The following is a 14672-nucleotide window of genomic DNA, read 5'->3' on the forward strand; positions in this document are numbered from 1 at the left end:
CATCTTCATAACAGGACGTCGAAGCATGAAGGTCTCAGATCTGCGCGTCGGGGTACGCATCTCCCTGGGTTTCGCGGCCGTGCTGCTGGCCACCGTGCTGGTCGGCGTGGTGGCGATCAGCCGCATGCAGGTGATCCAGGGCAACGTGGAGGAAATGGGGGGCGACTGGATCCCCTCGATCAACGCCATCAACGCCTTGCGCGGCGACCTCAACGAGTTGCGCCGGGCCGAGATGGGGATGTGCCTGAAGGACGTCATCCTCGAGGTCGAGCAGGAGCAGGAGCGCATCAAGAACCTGCGCGAGAAGTCCCTGCCCGCGCTGGCCAAGGCCTACGAGGCCATGGTGTCCACCCCGGAGGAAGCCGAGCAGTGGAAGGATGCGAAGGCGAAATACGCCACCTTCATCGCCGTGCAGGACAAGCTGATCGCCGCGCGCAAGGCCGGCAACCGCGGCGAGTACCAGTCCACGGTCAACGGCGAATCCCAGCAGGCCTTCGTTGCCCTCATCGGCGCGGTGCAGAAGCTGGTCGACATCAACACGCAGGGCGCGGACGCCAGCGTCGAGGAATCGCGCAAGGCCTACAAGGCGGTGCTCACGACGATGGCGGTGTTGATCGTCGCCGCGCTGGCCGCCGGTGGCGTGCTCGCGTTCTACCTGACCCGCAGCACCGTCAGGCCGCTGAACGACATGGTGAGCGTCGCCAGCCGTGTCGCCGAAGGTGACCTGACCGTCGAGATCGATACCTCGCGTCGCGATGAACTGGGCCAGTTGGCCCAGGCGCTCTCGGCGATGCAGGGCGCGCTGAACCGCTCGCTGTCGGCGGTGCGCACCAGCGCCGAGAGCATCGCGATGTCCAGCGCCGAGGTCGCCGCCGGGAGCAGCGACCTGTCGGCGCGGACCGAGCAGATGGCCTCCAGCCTGGAGGAGACCTCCGCCACCATGCACGCGCTGACCGACACGGTCCGCCTGAATGCCGATTCCACGCGTCAGGCCAGCCAGTTGGCGCTCAATGCCAGCCAGGTCGCGGATCGCGGCGGCGTGGTGGTGTCCGAGGTGGTCAGCACCATGGACCAGATCAATGCGTCCTCGCGCAAGATCTCCGACATCATCGGCACGATCGACGGGATCGCTTTCCAGACCAACATCCTGGCGCTGAACGCCGCGGTCGAAGCGGCCCGAGCGGGCGAGCAGGGTCGCGGTTTCGCGGTGGTGGCGAGCGAGGTCCGTTCGCTGGCCCAGCGCAGCGCCGAGGCGGCCAAGGAGATCAAGACCTTGATCGGTGCCAGCGTCGAGCGCGTCGACGTGGGATCGAAGCTGGTCAGCGATGCCGGCGAGACGATGCGGGAGATCGTTGCCGCGGTGCAGCGGGTGACGGACATCATCCAGGAGATCTCCTCGGCCACGCAGGAGCAGAGCACCAGCCTGATGGAAGTGGGCCAGGCGGTGCACCGCCTGGACGAGGTCACCCAGCAGAACGCCGCGCTGGTCGAAGAGTCTTCGGCTGCTTCCGAGTCGCTGCGCGAGCAGGCTGGCAGCCTGCAGCACGTCGTCGCTCAGTTCCGCCTGCACCCCTGACCGAACGCAGGCAAAGAACCGAACCCCGTCAAAGAACCGGAGGCAGCGAGTCTCCGTGGGGCCGGAATGACTCTGGGGGTTCCCGGAGGGATGCCCCCTGAGTCGTGGAGTGCCCGCGCCCGGCCTCCCAAAGTCGGCCTTCACAGAACACGAAGTTCGTGCGCCACGAACTTCGTGTTACTCTGAAGCCCTGATGAAGAACGTCACCGTGACCATGGAAGACAGCGTCGCCGAATGGGCGAGGCTGGAGGCGGCGCGACGCAACACCAGCGTCTCGCGGCTGGTCGGCGAGCTGCTGGCCGAGAAGATGCGCCACGACGACGCCTATGAGCGCGCCCTGCAGGACTGGCTGCACCGCGAGCGCACCTGGTCTTCCGACGGTCAGCCCTACCCGGGACGGGAGTTGCTGTGAGCGCCCCCGTCGAATTGACCGCGCCGGTCTTCGTCGACACCTCCGTGCTGATCCTCAGCGAGGATGGCGCCGATCCTGCCTGCCGCGCGCAGGCGATGGCCTGGCTGCGCTGCCTGTGGCAGCAGCGCCTGGGCCGGACGTCGAGCCAGGTGCTCAATGACTTCTACCGTTCGGTGACGACGCGCATCTCGCCCGCGATGCCGAACGGCGATGCGCGGGCCGAGGTCCGCCGCTACCAACGCTGGGCGCCGTGGTCGACCGACCACGCGACCGTCGAATCGGCCTGGTCGATCGAGAGCCGCTTCTCACTGCCGTACGCCGACGCGTTGATCGTCGCGGCCGCGAAGGCGCAGGGCTGCGAGATCGTGCTGAGCCGGGCGCTGCCGCACGGGCAGCTCTACGACAGCGTCCTGATCGTCGATCCGCTGCGCGCGCTGCCGGCGGGTGTTTCCCTTCCGACTTGCTGCCCGCCGCGGCGCTTGCCCCATGAACGCTGCCCTCGATCGAGCCCTCGGTGTCCTGCGCGAGGACGTCCGCGCGATGCATGCCTACCAGGTGCATCCGTCCGCCGGCCTGATCAAGCTGGACGCGATGGAGAACCCCTTCCGGCTGCCGCCCGACCTCCAGCGCGCGCTGGGCGAGCGCCTCGGCGCCGTCGCGATCAACCGCTACCCGGGCGAGCGCACCCAGGCGTTGGCTCAGGCGCTGGCCGTGCACGCCAAGCTGCCGGAGGGTCAGGCGCTGATGCTGGGCAACGGCTCGGATGAATTGATCTCGCTGCTGGCGATGGCCGTCTGTCAGCCGGGCGAGCGCGTCGTCGTGCTGGCGCCGGTGCCGGGCTTCGTCATGTACGAGCTGTCGTCGAGGTACCAGCACCTGGACTTCGTGGGCGTGCCGCTGACGGCGGATTTCGAGCTTGACGAGGCCGCGATGCTCGCCGCGATCGCCGAGCATCGTCCCGCGATCGTCTACCTGGCCTATCCGAACAATCCGACGGCCAACCTCTGGGACGACGCCGTCATCGAACGCATCGCCCAGGCCGCGCCGGGGCTGGTCGTCATGGACGAGGCCTACCAGCCCTTCGCCGCGCGCGACTCGATGGCGCTGATGGCGCGGCATCCGCAGGTGCTGGTCATGCGCACGATGAGCAAGTTCGGCCTGGCCGGCGTGCGCATCGGCTACATGATGGGCAACGCCGAGCTGATCGGCCACATCGACAAGCTGCGTCCGCCGTACAACGTCAGCGTGCTGAATGCGGAAGCGGGGCTCTTCGCGCTGGACCACGCCGAGGTCTATGAGCGACAGGCCGCCGAGCTGCGTGCCGAGCGCGAGAAGCTGCAGACCGCGCTCGCCGCCCTGGCAAAAACCGCGGACGTGCATGCCTATCCGAGCGAAGGCAACATGATCCTCGTGCGTGTCCCCGACGCCAACCGCCTGCATGCGGACCTGAAGGCCCGCGGCGTGCTGGTCAAGAACGTCTCCGGCATGCATCCGCTGCTGGCGCGCTGCCTGCGCCTGACGGTCGGCACGCCGGACGAGAACGCGGCGATGCTGGCGGCGATCGACGCCGGTTTGAAGCAGACCTGAACGTCCACCGTCCCTCCTTGATCCTTCCTGATCTCCCTGGAATCCCCATGAGCTCCGAACGCATCGCCGAAGTCCGCCGCGACACCAAGGAAACGCAGATCCGCGTGCGCGTGAATCTCGACGGCACCGGGCAGTCGACGCTGAACACCGGCATCGGCTTCTTCGACCACATGCTCGACCAGATCGCCCGCCACGGGCTGATCGACCTGGACATCGAGGCCAAGGGCGACCTGCACATCGACGGCCACCACACCGTCGAGGACGTCGGCATCACGCTGGGCATGGCCGTCGCGCAGGCGATCGGCGACAAGAAGGGCATCACCCGCTACGGCCACAGCTACGTGCCGCTGGACGAGGCGCTGTCGCGCGTGGTCGTGGATTTCTCCGGCCGCCCGGGCCTGGCGATGGAGGTCAAGTTCACCGCCGGATCCGTCGGCGCCTTCGACACGCAGCTGACCTACGAGTTCTTCCAGGGCTTCGTCAATCATGCGCTGGTGTCGCTGCACGTGGACAACCTCAAGGGCCACAACGCGCACCACCAGTGCGAGACGATGTTCAAGGCCTTTGGCCGCGCGTTGCGGATGGCGATGACGCTGGATCCGCGTTCGGCCGGTGTCATCCCATCGACGAAGGGCACGCTGTGAGCAACCCCGGAGCCAGCCAGCCGCGCACCGTCGCGGTCGTCGACTACGGCATGGGCAACCTGCGTTCGGTGTCGCAGGCGGTGCTGGCGGCGGCGCAGGACCAGGGCGTGCGCGTGATCATCACGTCCAAGCCCGACGAGGTCTACGCCGCCGAGCGCATCGTGCTGCCCGGCCAGGGCGCGATGCGCGACTGCATGCGCGAACTCGCCGACAGCGGCCTGAAGGAGGCGGTGCTCGACGCCGCCGCGCGCAAGCCGCTGATGGGCGTGTGCGTGGGCATGCAGATGCTGCTCGATCACAGCGAGGAGCAGGACACGCCGGGGCTGGGCCTGATCCCGGGTCGCGTGAAGCGCTTCCGGCTCGACGGCCAGGTGCAGCCCGACGGCAGCCGCTACAAGGTGCCGCAGATGGGCTGGAACCGCGTGCACCAGACGCGGGCGCATCCGGTCTGGGGCGAGGTGCCGGACGAGAGCTGGTTCTACTTCGTCCACAGCTTCTACGCCGAGACGTCGGACGCGCGCGACAGCGCCGGCGAGAGCGAGTACGGCCCGCGCTTTACCTGTGCGGTGGCGCGGGATAACATTTTTGCCACCCAATTCCACCCCGAGAAAAGTGCCGCGTCCGGGCTCGCCCTGTATCGCAACTTCCTGCACTGGACGCCCTGAGCGCATGGCGCGCGGCCTGGCGTCCCATGCCGGATGCGCCGCACGCGCCGTTCTCGAGTCCCGCCGAACCCTTCCCCTTCCTTCACCCCCACTGCCTCGGCCATGCTGCTGATTCCCGCGATCGACCTGAAAGACGGCAAATGCGTCCGCCTCAAGCAAGGCGACATGAACGACTCCACGACCTTCGGCGAGGATCCCGCCGAAATGGCTCGCCGATGGGTCGATGCCGGCGCCCGGCGTCTGCACCTCGTGGACCTGAACGGCGCCTTCGCCGGCAAGCCGGTCAACGAGGCGGCGATCAAGGCGATCCTGCGCGAGGTCGGCGACGACATCCCCGTGCAGCTGGGCGGCGGCATCCGCGACCTCGACACGATCGAGCGCTACCTGGACGACGGCCTGTCGTACGTGATCATCGGGACGGCCGCGGTGAAGAACCCCGGCTTCCTGAAGGACGCGGCGTCGGCCTTCGGCGGCCACATCATCGTGGGCCTGGACGCGAAGGACGGCAAGGTCGCCACCGACGGCTGGAGCAAGCTGACCGGTCATGAGGTCATCGACCTGGCCAAGAAGTTCGAGGACTACGGCATCGAGGGCGTGATCTACACCGACATCGGCCGCGACGGCATGCTCACCGGCATCAACATCGACGCGACGGTGAAGCTGGCGCAGGCGCTGTCCATCCCGGTGATCGCGTCGGGCGGGCTGTCCAACATCGCCGACATCGAGGCGCTCTGCGCGGTCGAGTCCGAGGGCGTGGGCGGCGTGATCTGCGGCCGCGCGATCTACACCGGCGACCTCGACTTCGCCGCGGCGCAGCGTCGCGCCGACGAGCTGAACGGGGACTGACCGGTGCTGGCAAAGCGGATCATCCCGTGCCTGGACGTGACCGGCGGTCGCGTCGTCAAGGGCGTCAATTTCCTCGAGCTGCGCGACGCCGGTGATCCGGTGGAGATCGCGGCCCGCTACAACGAGCAGGGCGCCGACGAACTGACCTTCCTCGACATCACGGCGACCAGCGACGGCCGCGACCTGATCCTGCCGATCATCGAACGGGTGGCCTCGCAGGTCTTCATTCCGCTGACGGTCGGCGGGGGCGTGCGCGCGGTCGCCGATGTGCGGCGGCTGCTGAATGCGGGGGCGGACAAGGTCAGCTTCAACTCGGCGGCGGTGGCAGATCCGGAACTGATCCGCGCGGCTTCGGACAAGTACGGCGCGCAGTGCATCGTGGTCGCCATCGACGCCAAGCGGCGTCAGGGCGGCGACGGCCAGCAAGGCTGGGACGTGTACACGCATGGCGGCCGGAAGAACACGGGCCTGGACGTCGTCGAATGGGCGACCCGCATGGCCGCGTTCGGCGCGGGCGAGATCCTGCTGACCAGCATGGACCGCGACGGCACGAAAAGCGGCTTCGACCTGGCGCTGACGCGTGCGGTGTCGGACGCCGTGGGCGTGCCGGTGATCGCGTCGGGCGGCGTGGGATCGCTGCAGGACCTGGCCGACGGCATCACCAAGGGCGGCGCCGATGCGGTGCTGGCCGCGAGCATCTTCCATTACGGCGATCACACCGTCGGCGAAGCCAAGGCGCTCATGGCGTCGCAGGGCATCCCGGTGCGCCAATGAGCACGTCCGGTGGTCGAGGCAAGGGTCGCGAGGGCCGCGATGGCCGTGATGGCCGTGAGCGCGAGCAGGCGCCGGGCATCGACGGCCTGCGCCGGGCGGCCCGTCCCGGACCGCGCGTGACGGTCGGCGAGGGCGCGGTCAAGCCGCGTCCGCGCGAAGCTGGGCCGGGCGAGGTCCGCATCGTCGGCGGTGTCTGGAAGCGATCCAAGCTGCCGGTGCCATACGTTCCCGGTCTGCGTCCCACGCCCGACCGCGTGCGGGAAACGCTGTTCAACTGGCTGGGCCAGGACCTGGGCGGCTGGCGCGTGCTGGATGCGTTCGCCGGCAGCGGTGCGCTCGGCTTCGAGGCCGCGTCGCGCGGCGCGGCCGGCGTGACCTTGCTGGAACGCGACGCGCAGCTCGCGAATGCGCTGCGCGCCAACCTGAAGCGGCTCGACAAGGACGGCACGGTGCCGATGACGATCGCGAACGCCGACGCGCTCGCCTGGATGCGTCGGGGGGCCGCGGGATCGTTCGACCTCGTGTTCCTGGACCCGCCGTTCGCGGAGGGGCTGTTCGTCGACGCCCTGACGGCCGCGGCCCCGCTGCTGGCCGAGAACGGGCTGATCTACCTGGAGTCGCCGGAGGCGATCGAGGCGCCGGCGGCGCTGGGCTTGTCCGTGTGGAAGGAAGGGCGGGCCGGGGCGGTGCATTACCGCCTGCTGCGGCGCGGCGGATAATCCCCGCCCATGACCTCCCAGATCCTGCTGACGGCCGTCTATCCCGGCACCTTCGACCCGATGACCCTCGGCCACGAGGATCTGGTCCGTCGTGCCAGCCGGCTGTTCGAGCGCCTGGTGCTGGCGGTCGCGGCGGGACATCACAAGAAGACGATGTTCAGCATCGACGAGCGGCTGGACATGGCGCGCCAGCTGGTGGCGCCCTATCCCAATGTCGAGGTGGTCGCGCTCGAGGGCCTGCTGAGCCACTTCGTGATCGCGAACGGCGGCAAGGTCGTGGTGCGCGGGCTGCGGGCGGTCTCGGACTTCGAATACGAATTCCAGATGGCCGGCATGAACCGGCAGCTGATGCCCGAGGTGGAGACGGTCTTCCTGCCGCCGTCGGACCATTACCAGTTCGTCTCCTCGACCTTCGTGCGGGAGATCGCCACCCTGGGCGGCGACGTCTCCAAGTTCGTCTCGCCGCTGGTCCGCGAGCGTCTGGAAGAGCGGATCGCCAAGAACCGTGTGGAGCAGTAAGCCATGGCTCTCATGATTACCGACACGAGAGGCGGAAACAGGCAAGGCATGCCTTGCCCCGCCGAGCGCGGCAAGCGCCTACGAGCGCTTGCCGTATTCGTCGGTTGCTGGGAGGGCGCAGTATGGCGCTGATGATTACCGACGAATGCATCAACTGCGACGTCTGCGAGCCCGAGTGCCCCAACCATGCGATCTCGATGGGCGAGGAGTACTACCAGATCGAGCCCAGCAAGTGCACCGAGTGTGTCGGGCATTTCGACGAGCCGCAGTGCGCGATGCTGTGCCCGGTGGCCTGCATTCCGGTCAATCCGGAGCACGTCGAATCGCGCGAGACGCTGATGCAGAAGTACGTGCGACTGACCCAGCAGAGCGCATGAGGCATTCGCCTACTTGAATGGGCAATTGAAGCGCCGACCGCCTCGGCGCAAGATCACCGCCTTCTGATTCCGGAACCCTTGTGAGCGTCGTGCCGATGCCGATCGCTGCGCCGGGATCGCTTCAACGGAAGGACGGTGGTGATGGCGGACATCCATGATGTGGCGGACTACTTGATCGTGAAGCTCTGGGAGGCTGGAGAGCGTCCCAGCGTGCATCGGCTGCACAAGCTGCTCTATTACGTGCAGGGCTGGCATCTGGTCATGCACGAACGACCGCTGTTCCCGGAGCGGTTCCAGGCCTGGATTCATGGGCCGATCAGCAAACCGCTGTTTGATCGCTTCGCGTTCGATCGCTCGCTGTACGCGATGGTGGAGCGCCGGGATATCCGGGAAGGATTCACCTTCGATGCGCTTTCCCCGATGGAACGCGATCATGTCGATCGGATCCTGGACGAGTACGCGATCTATCCGACCTTTCAGTTGATGCGCATGTCGCGGGAGGAGCTGCCTTGGCTCAAGGCCAGGGGAGGAATCCCCTTGGACGAGCGCAGCGAGCGGGAATTGGAAGAGTCGGTCATGCGGGACTTCTTCCGAAGCCAGATGGAGGATGAACATGAGCCCGACGGCATGCAAGCGCACGCCTGAGCGCCATCGAATCCGATACGCCGGCAATGCCGCCGCGCCGGACCGACGACCTCGTGCTGCCGAAGTCTCAACCCGCCCGGCAAATCCCCAATGGTCCTTCGGACTCAAATTTTTCCGGGAGACCAAATTCTTCGGTTTCGACGCGCCGGACATTGACCGACGTTGGATGGTCTCGATGCTTTACCGGCTCGGCGAACTCTCTGGCCTTCGGGTGCTCGATGTCATGGACGATGCCGGGGTCCGCGAGGGCACCCTGCGCATTCACGACATTGATTGGGCGGCGCGCAATGTGCCAATCAAGCCCGAACAGTTCGACTGGTTGCCCCCGGCATGTCGAGCGGCGGGCGATGAACTCGTGCTGATTCAGATCGCGGTGTCGAAGGCGGAGGGACGGCTGATCGGCTTCTTCGACGAAGAAGCGATCTTCCAGATCGTGCTTTTCGATCCCCTGCACAACGCCCAGCCCAGCAAGTACAACGACTACAAGGTCCGGCTGTCCAAGCCTTTGGGCTGCGAGGTGACGGCACTGCGGCATGAAGTGACGCAGGTGATGGCGAAGAGCCGGGATCGCGCCTGCGGATGCGAGTCCGACCTTGCCGCGGCGCTGCAATGGCGCCGCGATCAGCGTGGCAGCGCGATCGTGATGCCAGTCATCGACGGCACCGAGATCGAGGACGCCGACCAACTCATTGCCGAAGGTCGCGTCGGCAGCTATCGAGACATCTTTGCAGCCGGCCTCGTGACTGTGTTGGAGAGACGTCTCGATAGCTGAGGTTGATGCCGGGACTCAGAGCTCCCAGCGCTCCGAGTAGGCTGGCGGTCGCGGCCATTGATCGGCTTGAGGCGGCGCGTCGGGATGCTCCTGTCCCCACCGCCTCGCCAGCATCCACCCGCCATGGCTGACGACCAGCGCGCCGCGCGACCACGTCGAGGCGCGCTCCAGCAATGCCGTGAGCGACTCGCCGCCCGCCGGTGCAAAGCGAGCGAAGTCGGCGACCCATGCATCGATCTCGTCTTTTGGGATCTCCGCCCAGGGCCGGCCATCCCACGCGCCAAAGTCGATTTCCGCGAGCGCCGCATCGACGCGATGCCGCCATCCCCAGCGTTTCAGCCATCGCCCCACGTCGGCACAACGCCGCAGCGGTGAGGTCCACACCTCATGCGGCAGCCGGAGTCGTCGCGCGTGGGCCTGGATGCGTCGCGCAAGCCGCTTGGCACGGCGGCGTTCCACCGGCAGGTCGCAACGTGCGCCGACGCACAATCCCGTCGCCCCTTCGGGCCGCGGATGCCGCCAGACAGTGATATCGGCGCTGCCGTCCGCGCTCATGCTCATGCTCAGGCTGACGCTCAGTCCGCCGGGAACAGCGGCGCCATCGCCAGGAACGCCAGTAGCGCGCCCAGCTCCACCACCTGCTGCGTCGCGCCGAGCGTGTCGCCGGTATAGCCTTGCAGCCGACGCTCCAGCATCGACTGCATGTAGAAGGTCAGCCCCGCGGACACCACCACGGCGGCCAGCATCTCCGGCACGTTTTCCGGCGTGATCCACGCGCCGGAGATCGTCGCGAGGACCACCAGCGCCAGCGCGATGATCAGGCCGGGGCCGGTGATCTGTGTCGCCAGCGGCTTGGCCTTGGCGTGCTCGGCGTCGCCGGCGTAGGGCAGGGCATGCAGCAGCCAAACCGGCGCCGCACGCGAGGCCACATGCGCCCACACGATCGCGAGCATCGCGAGCGTCGGATCGAGGTCCGCGAGTCCCAGCAGCACCGTCGCCTTCAGGCCCAGCACGAGGATCAGGCCGAGCGCGCCGTAGCTGCCGATGCGCGAGTCCTTCATGATCGCCAGCGCCTTCTCGCGCGAGACCGAGCCGCCGAGCGCGTCGCAGCTGTCGGCCAGTCCGTCCTCATGGAACCCGCCGGTCAGCCAGACGCTGGCGGCCATCGCGAGACCCACGGCGACCGTGGCCGGGAAGAGCTGCAACGCGCCCCACAGCACCAGCGCCGAGACGCCGCCCACCACCGCGCCGACGAGCGGGAAGTAGCGCGCGCACTGCTGCAGCCAGGCGGATTCGAACCCGACCCAGCGCGGCACGGGCACGCGCGTGAAGAACTGCAGGGCGATGAAGAAAAGGCGGAGTTGATGCATGGACGCGGACCGGGGAACCGGCCGCGATGATAGGGCGCTTCAGCGCGGCCGATCCCGCTCCAGCAGCCCCTCGTACGCGATCGCGACATTGGCGCAGAAGATGTCGAGCATCTCCCGCCCGTCGTCGTCGAGCGGATCCGACAGCACCATGTACAGCAGGCTCTCATTGCCCGAGTGCGTCCGGTAGTAACCGATGAAGCGCCCGTCCTCGAAACTGCTCTGCCGGGTCGCCAGCGCGCGGTCCAGCGCCTCGCGCACGTCGGCGGGCAGGTCCGAGACCTGGGCGTCGGCGAGCAGCCCCTGGTACTCCGACGTCGCGGCCAGCACCTGCAGCCGGCCCTCCACGTGCGAGGCGGCGTACATGCGGCTCGCGCACAGCCCTTGCGCCTGGTAGCCGAGCATGTGCCCGACCTGCTCCAGCAACGCCGACGCGAAGTGGCGCAGGTTGCTCGAGTCGTGGATCTGCGTGATCGCATCGATCGAGCGCCGCAGCGCCGCGCGCGACTGCGACAGGATCACGATGTCGCGGTACGACCGCAGCGCCGAGTAGAAGACCGTGATCAGCTTGCGCTTGGTCAGCTCGGTCTTCTCCTTGTAGTCATTGATGTCGTAGGTCTTGATGACGTGTTCCTCGGGCGCCTGGCCCGGCTGCCCGGTGCGCAGCACGATGCGCACCTGGGTGTTGCGCAGCTCCTCGCGGATGAAACGCGCCACGTCGAGCCCGGCGTGCTCGGACTCCATCACCACGTCGAGCAGGATCAGCGCGATGTCCTGGCGGTCGCGCAGCAGGTCGCGCGCTTCGGCGCCGTTGTAGGCGTTGAGGAACTGCAGCTTCCGCCCCGCGAACTCGAAATCCGCCATGACCAGCTGGGTCACCTGATGCACCGCCGGATCGTCGTCGACGATCATCACCAGCCACGGATCGAGCGTGCGCGTCCGGGTGTCCTCTCCGGGATCCGGCAGCTCGTCGGCGAACACCATGTCGGTCATCGGTTCCTCCCTGGCTGATTTTGTTGCGAGCCATTATCAACAGCGGAGGTGACATGGGAAGACCGAGCCGCGTGCCGTGGCGGCCGCCGGTGTGACCCTCGCACGACATGGCGGGAATCCGTCGGGATCTCAGCAGGAAGGCTCGAGCGGCATCGGACCCGTGCGGTCCCTGCCTTGCCGCGTACGCTTGGCCTCGTACATGCGCATGTCGGCGCATTCCATCAGCGCCGTCGCGTCGCGCCAGTCCTCCGGACAGCGTGACGCCCCCATGCTGGCGCGCAGCTGCAGCACGCGATCGGCGTAGGCGAAGGACCCCTCGATCGCCGCGTGGATGCGCAGCAGCGTCGCCTCCAGCGTCGTCGGGGATCCCGCATGGGTCAGCAGGATCGCGAACTCGTCGCCGCCCAGCCGGGCGACCGTGTCCGTTTCGCGCGTGGTGCTCGCGAGCCGGCGGCTGAACTCGATCAGCGCCGCGTCGCCGGCCGCGTGGCCGAGCGTGTCGTTGATGTGCTTGAGGCCGTCCATGTCCAGCAGCACGATGGCGATCGGCGGGTCGCCACGCTCGACCTCCGCGGTGGCGTGGCGCAGACGGTCCATGAAGAGCGAGCGGTTGGCCAGCCCCGTCATGTCGTCGTGGGTGGCGCGGTGGAACAGGTCGTCGCGACCGTAGCGCGTGGCCCAGTACATCGCGGCGCCCAGCACCTTGGACATCAGGGACAGCACCTCCACCTCGTGGTTGCCGAAGTCGCGCACGCGGGACGAGAAGGCCTTGAGCACGCCGACCGGCGTGCCCTGGTGCGTCAGCGGCAGCACGACCATCGAGCGCAGCCCGACGCGCCGGCAGGCCTCGATGTCGACGCGGCTGTCGGAGTCGACGTCGTCGCAGATCAGCGGGATGCCCTGGCGCAGGCAGGTGCCGGAGAGGCTGCCGTCGCGGCGCACGCGCACGCCGAGCTGATGGCCCGCGGCGCCGGCGACGGCGCGGTAGACGAGGTCATCGCCCTCGGCCAGTTCGATGGCGGCGCCGTCGGCGTCGACGAGCTCCAGCGTGCCGTGGACCGACAGCGACATCACGCCCGCGAGGTCCAGCCCGAGCTGGGCGACCTGGCTGTGGATATCGATGATGCGGAGTAGTGCTTCCCGGCTCGGCATCGACCGCCCCGAAAGAACTCGCTCCCTGGCCCACGCCGGCCTCCTCCGCGCGCGCACTGCGTGCATCGATGCGCGGGACCACCTGCCGTCGTGCCGCCAGTCTAGACCTGGCGCCCCCGCGATTCATCCCCTGTTTCCGGTGACGTTGCGGCGCGGCACCGGTGGCCTCGGGGAATCTCCCGATGGAGGCCATGTCTTTACGCTGCGGATACGAGGGATGCGCAGAATCGCGCCCATGTCAGAAAACAAATCCTCCGCAGCCGATGGGCTCCCCCCCGGCGTGGCCGCCGCGGACACGGCCGGCGCCCAGCCCGGCGCGCCCGCCCCGATGCTGGCCTTCACGCCCTATCAGAAGCTCGCCGCCGGGCTGATGGCGTTGCTGCAGTTCTCCGTCGTGCTGGACTTCATGATCATGTCGCCGCTGGGCGTGATGATCATGCCGGCGCTGAGCATGAGCTCCGGCCAGTTCGGCCTGGCCGTGTCCGCCTATGCCTTCAGCGCCGGCATCGCCGGGCTGCTGACGGCGGGCTTCGCCGACCGCTTCGACCGCAAGCGGCTGCTGCTGTTCTTCTTCTGCGGCTTCCTGCTGGGCACGCTGTGGTGCGGCCTGGCGACGAGCTTCCCCTCGCTGCTGGCGGCGCGCATCGTCACCGGGCTGTTCGGCGGCGTCATCGGCTCGATCGTCATGGCGATCGCCGCGGACCTGTTCCCGCCGGCGCAGCGCGGCCGGGTGATGGGCCTGCTGCAGGGCGGTTTCGCGGCCAGCCAGGTGCTGGGGCTGCCGTTCTCGATCTTCCTGGCGTCGCGCTTCGACTGGCATGCGCCGTTCATCGCCATCGTCCTGTTCGGGCTGCTGGCGGCGCTGGTGATCGCCTTCAAGCTGCAGCCGGTGAACGCGCACCTGGGCGCGGGCGGTACTGGACAGCACAGCGCGGCGCGGCATCTGCTGCAGACGGTGCGCATCCCGCGCCAGCAGCTGGCCTTCGCGCTGACCGCGCTGCTGACCACCGGCGGCTTCATGCTGATGCCCTTCGCCAGCGCCTTTGTCGTGCACAACGTCGGCATCCCGCTGGACCACCTGCCGATCATCTACCTGATCACCGGCATCTGTACGCTGGTGTTCTCGCCGCTGATCGGCCGCCTGTCCGACCGCATCGGCGCCATGCCCGTCTTCTACGCGGGCTGCGCCATCACGATCGCCACGGTGGCCTTCTATACGCACCTCGGCACCTCGCCGCTGTGGGTGCTGATCGTGGTCAACGTGGTGATGTTCGTGGGCATCTTCTCGCGGATGATTCCGGCGCAGGTGACGCTGGCCGGCGTGCCCGCGCCGGAGCAGCGCGGCTCGTTCAACGCGATCAACTCGGCGCTGCAGCAGCTGGCCGGTGGACTGGCCTCGCTGGTGGCCGGGCACATCGTGCACATCGGCCCGGACGGCCACGTCAACGACTTCCCGTACGTGGGCTATGTCGTCATCGCGTCGACGCTGGTCGCGGCGCTGCTGATGCGCCAGCTCGTGCGCGGCCGGTCGGCAGGCGGCGTGCCAGCCACGGTCAAGCCGGGTTGAGTTCGGACATCGATCCGTGATGGATGTCACGGATCGGTCTTCCTTCCGGTCAAACCG

General features: G+C 68.0%; 17 protein-coding genes and 1 pseudogene. 14 read left to right on the plus strand and 4 right to left on the minus strand.

Features of this window, described 5'->3' with window-relative positions:
* Window positions 1–25: 25 nt before the first annotated feature.
* The 13 genes and pseudogenes from ACFJIX_RS13000 (at window position 26) to ACFJIX_RS13060 (ending at window position 9536) form a co-directional block, all read left to right on the plus strand.
* The gene (locus ACFJIX_RS13000; RefSeq protein WP_377160601.1) at window positions 26–1576 is read left to right on the plus strand and encodes a methyl-accepting chemotaxis protein; all 1551 of its coding nucleotides are present in this window, start codon (window positions 26–28) and stop codon (window positions 1574–1576) included.
* Window positions 1577–1769: 193 nt separating this feature from the next.
* Window positions 1770–1988 carry a CopG family transcriptional regulator gene (locus tag ACFJIX_RS13005; protein WP_088408424.1) on the plus strand — a complete coding sequence of 73 codons (219 nt, stop codon included), beginning with the start codon at window positions 1770–1772 and terminating at the stop codon, window positions 1986–1988.
* Between the two features lie 44 nt (window positions 1989–2032).
* A pseudogene (locus ACFJIX_RS13010) lies at window positions 2033–2302 on the plus strand (VapC toxin family PIN domain ribonuclease); the annotation flags it as partial.
* A gap of 172 nt (window positions 2303–2474) precedes the next feature.
* Window positions 2475–3575, plus strand: a complete 1101-nt coding sequence (hisC, locus tag ACFJIX_RS13015; protein ID WP_377160603.1) for a histidinol-phosphate transaminase — start codon at window positions 2475–2477, stop codon at window positions 3573–3575.
* A gap of 47 nt (window positions 3576–3622) precedes the next feature.
* The gene (gene hisB, locus ACFJIX_RS13020) at window positions 3623–4219 is read left to right on the plus strand and encodes an imidazoleglycerol-phosphate dehydratase HisB (protein ID WP_377160605.1); all 597 of its coding nucleotides are present in this window, start codon (window positions 3623–3625) and stop codon (window positions 4217–4219) included.
* Window positions 4216–4884 (plus strand): imidazole glycerol phosphate synthase subunit HisH, encoded by a 669-nt coding sequence (gene hisH / locus ACFJIX_RS13025; RefSeq protein WP_377160607.1) that lies wholly within the window; start codon window positions 4216–4218, stop codon window positions 4882–4884. The genes hisB and hisH overlap by 4 nt, the downstream gene beginning before the upstream one ends.
* 102 nt (window positions 4885–4986) lie before the next feature.
* Window positions 4987–5730, plus strand: a complete 744-nt coding sequence (gene hisA / locus ACFJIX_RS13030; protein ID WP_377160609.1) for a 1-(5-phosphoribosyl)-5-[(5-phosphoribosylamino)methylideneamino]imidazole-4-carboxamide isomerase — start codon at window positions 4987–4989, stop codon at window positions 5728–5730.
* 3 nt (window positions 5731–5733) lie between these two features.
* Complete coding sequence (gene hisF, locus ACFJIX_RS13035; RefSeq protein ID WP_377160611.1) at window positions 5734–6504, plus strand: imidazole glycerol phosphate synthase subunit HisF; 771 nt, start codon at window positions 5734–5736, stop codon at window positions 6502–6504.
* On the plus strand, window positions 6501–7223 hold the full coding sequence (gene rsmD / locus ACFJIX_RS13040; protein WP_377160613.1) for a 16S rRNA (guanine(966)-N(2))-methyltransferase RsmD: 723 nt from the start codon (window positions 6501–6503) through the stop codon (window positions 7221–7223). Before hisF ends, rsmD begins: the two co-directional genes overlap by 4 nt.
* Before the next feature lie 9 nt (window positions 7224–7232).
* Window positions 7233–7742: a pantetheine-phosphate adenylyltransferase gene (coaD, locus tag ACFJIX_RS13045; protein ID WP_377160615.1), complete on the plus strand. Its 510-nt coding sequence runs from the start codon at window positions 7233–7235 to the stop codon at window positions 7740–7742.
* Window positions 7743–7864: 122 nt separating this feature from the next.
* Window positions 7865–8119: a YfhL family 4Fe-4S dicluster ferredoxin gene (locus tag ACFJIX_RS13050; protein WP_377160617.1), complete on the plus strand. Its 255-nt coding sequence runs from the start codon at window positions 7865–7867 to the stop codon at window positions 8117–8119.
* A 141-nt stretch (window positions 8120–8260) separates the two neighbouring features.
* Window positions 8261–8764, plus strand: coding sequence for a Panacea domain-containing protein (locus tag ACFJIX_RS13055; protein ID WP_377160619.1), 504 nt, complete (start codon window positions 8261–8263; stop codon window positions 8762–8764).
* Entirely contained in the window at window positions 8733–9536 is an 804-nt protein-coding gene (locus tag ACFJIX_RS13060) for a hypothetical protein (protein ID WP_377160621.1), read from the plus strand. The genes ACFJIX_RS13055 and ACFJIX_RS13060 overlap by 32 nt, the downstream gene beginning before the upstream one ends.
* A gap of 15 nt (window positions 9537–9551) precedes the next feature.
* Here the strand turns inward: ACFJIX_RS13060 and ACFJIX_RS13065 are convergent, their stop codons facing one another.
* The 4 genes from ACFJIX_RS13065 to ACFJIX_RS13080 form a co-directional block, all read right to left on the minus strand.
* Entirely contained in the window at window positions 9552–10091 is a 540-nt protein-coding gene (locus ACFJIX_RS13065; RefSeq protein ID WP_377160623.1) for a histidine phosphatase family protein, read from the minus strand.
* A 20-nt stretch (window positions 10092–10111) separates the two neighbouring features.
* On the minus strand, window positions 10112–10906 hold the full coding sequence (locus ACFJIX_RS13070) for an adenosylcobinamide-GDP ribazoletransferase (RefSeq protein ID WP_377160625.1): 795 nt from the start codon (window positions 10904–10906) through the stop codon (window positions 10112–10114).
* A 39-nt stretch (window positions 10907–10945) separates the two neighbouring features.
* A complete protein-coding gene (locus ACFJIX_RS13075; protein WP_377160627.1) occupies window positions 10946–11896 on the minus strand; it encodes a DUF3369 domain-containing protein in 951 nt (316 codons plus the stop codon).
* 129 nt (window positions 11897–12025) lie between these two features.
* A complete protein-coding gene (locus ACFJIX_RS13080; protein WP_377160629.1) occupies window positions 12026–13048 on the minus strand; it encodes a diguanylate cyclase domain-containing protein in 1023 nt (340 codons plus the stop codon).
* A 235-nt stretch (window positions 13049–13283) separates the two neighbouring features.
* Between ACFJIX_RS13080 and ACFJIX_RS13085 the strand changes: the two genes are divergently transcribed.
* Window positions 13284–14615, plus strand: coding sequence for an MFS transporter (locus tag ACFJIX_RS13085; protein WP_377160631.1), 1332 nt, complete (start codon window positions 13284–13286; stop codon window positions 14613–14615).
* The last annotated feature ends 57 nt before the right edge of the window (window positions 14616–14672 follow it).

It is taken from the genome of Roseateles sp. UC29_93 (genome assembly GCF_042695725.1).
Lineage (GTDB): Bacteria > Pseudomonadota > Gammaproteobacteria > Burkholderiales > Burkholderiaceae_C > Roseateles > Roseateles noduli_A.

Coding starts and splice junctions, on each gene's coding strand:
- ACFJIX_RS13075 (WP_377160627.1), bottom strand. CDS start 11,896: ATGACCGACATGGTGTTCGCCGACGAGCTGCCGGATCCCGGAGAGGAC.
- ACFJIX_RS13085 (WP_377160631.1), top strand. CDS start 13,284: ATGTCAGAAAACAAATCCTCCGCAGCCGATGGGCTCCCCCCCGGCGTG.
- ACFJIX_RS13060 (WP_377160621.1), top strand. CDS start 8,733: ATGAGCCCGACGGCATGCAAGCGCACGCCTGAGCGCCATCGAATCCGA.
- ACFJIX_RS13000 (WP_377160601.1), top strand. CDS start 26: ATGAAGGTCTCAGATCTGCGCGTCGGGGTACGCATCTCCCTGGGTTTC.
- ACFJIX_RS13005 (WP_088408424.1), top strand. CDS start 1,770: ATGAAGAACGTCACCGTGACCATGGAAGACAGCGTCGCCGAATGGGCG.
- hisA (WP_377160609.1), top strand. CDS start 4,987: ATGCTGCTGATTCCCGCGATCGACCTGAAAGACGGCAAATGCGTCCGC.
- ACFJIX_RS13055 (WP_377160619.1), top strand. CDS start 8,261: ATGGCGGACATCCATGATGTGGCGGACTACTTGATCGTGAAGCTCTGG.
- coaD (WP_377160615.1), top strand. CDS start 7,233: ATGACCTCCCAGATCCTGCTGACGGCCGTCTATCCCGGCACCTTCGAC.
- ACFJIX_RS13065 (WP_377160623.1), bottom strand. CDS start 10,091: ATGAGCGCGGACGGCAGCGCCGATATCACTGTCTGGCGGCATCCGCGG.
- rsmD (WP_377160613.1), top strand. CDS start 6,501: ATGAGCACGTCCGGTGGTCGAGGCAAGGGTCGCGAGGGCCGCGATGGC.
- hisB (WP_377160605.1), top strand. CDS start 3,623: ATGAGCTCCGAACGCATCGCCGAAGTCCGCCGCGACACCAAGGAAACG.
- hisC (WP_377160603.1), top strand. CDS start 2,475: ATGAACGCTGCCCTCGATCGAGCCCTCGGTGTCCTGCGCGAGGACGTC.
- ACFJIX_RS13080 (WP_377160629.1), bottom strand. CDS start 13,048: ATGCCGAGCCGGGAAGCACTACTCCGCATCATCGATATCCACAGCCAG.
- ACFJIX_RS13070 (WP_377160625.1), bottom strand. CDS start 10,906: ATGCATCAACTCCGCCTTTTCTTCATCGCCCTGCAGTTCTTCACGCGC.
- ACFJIX_RS13050 (WP_377160617.1), top strand. CDS start 7,865: ATGGCGCTGATGATTACCGACGAATGCATCAACTGCGACGTCTGCGAG.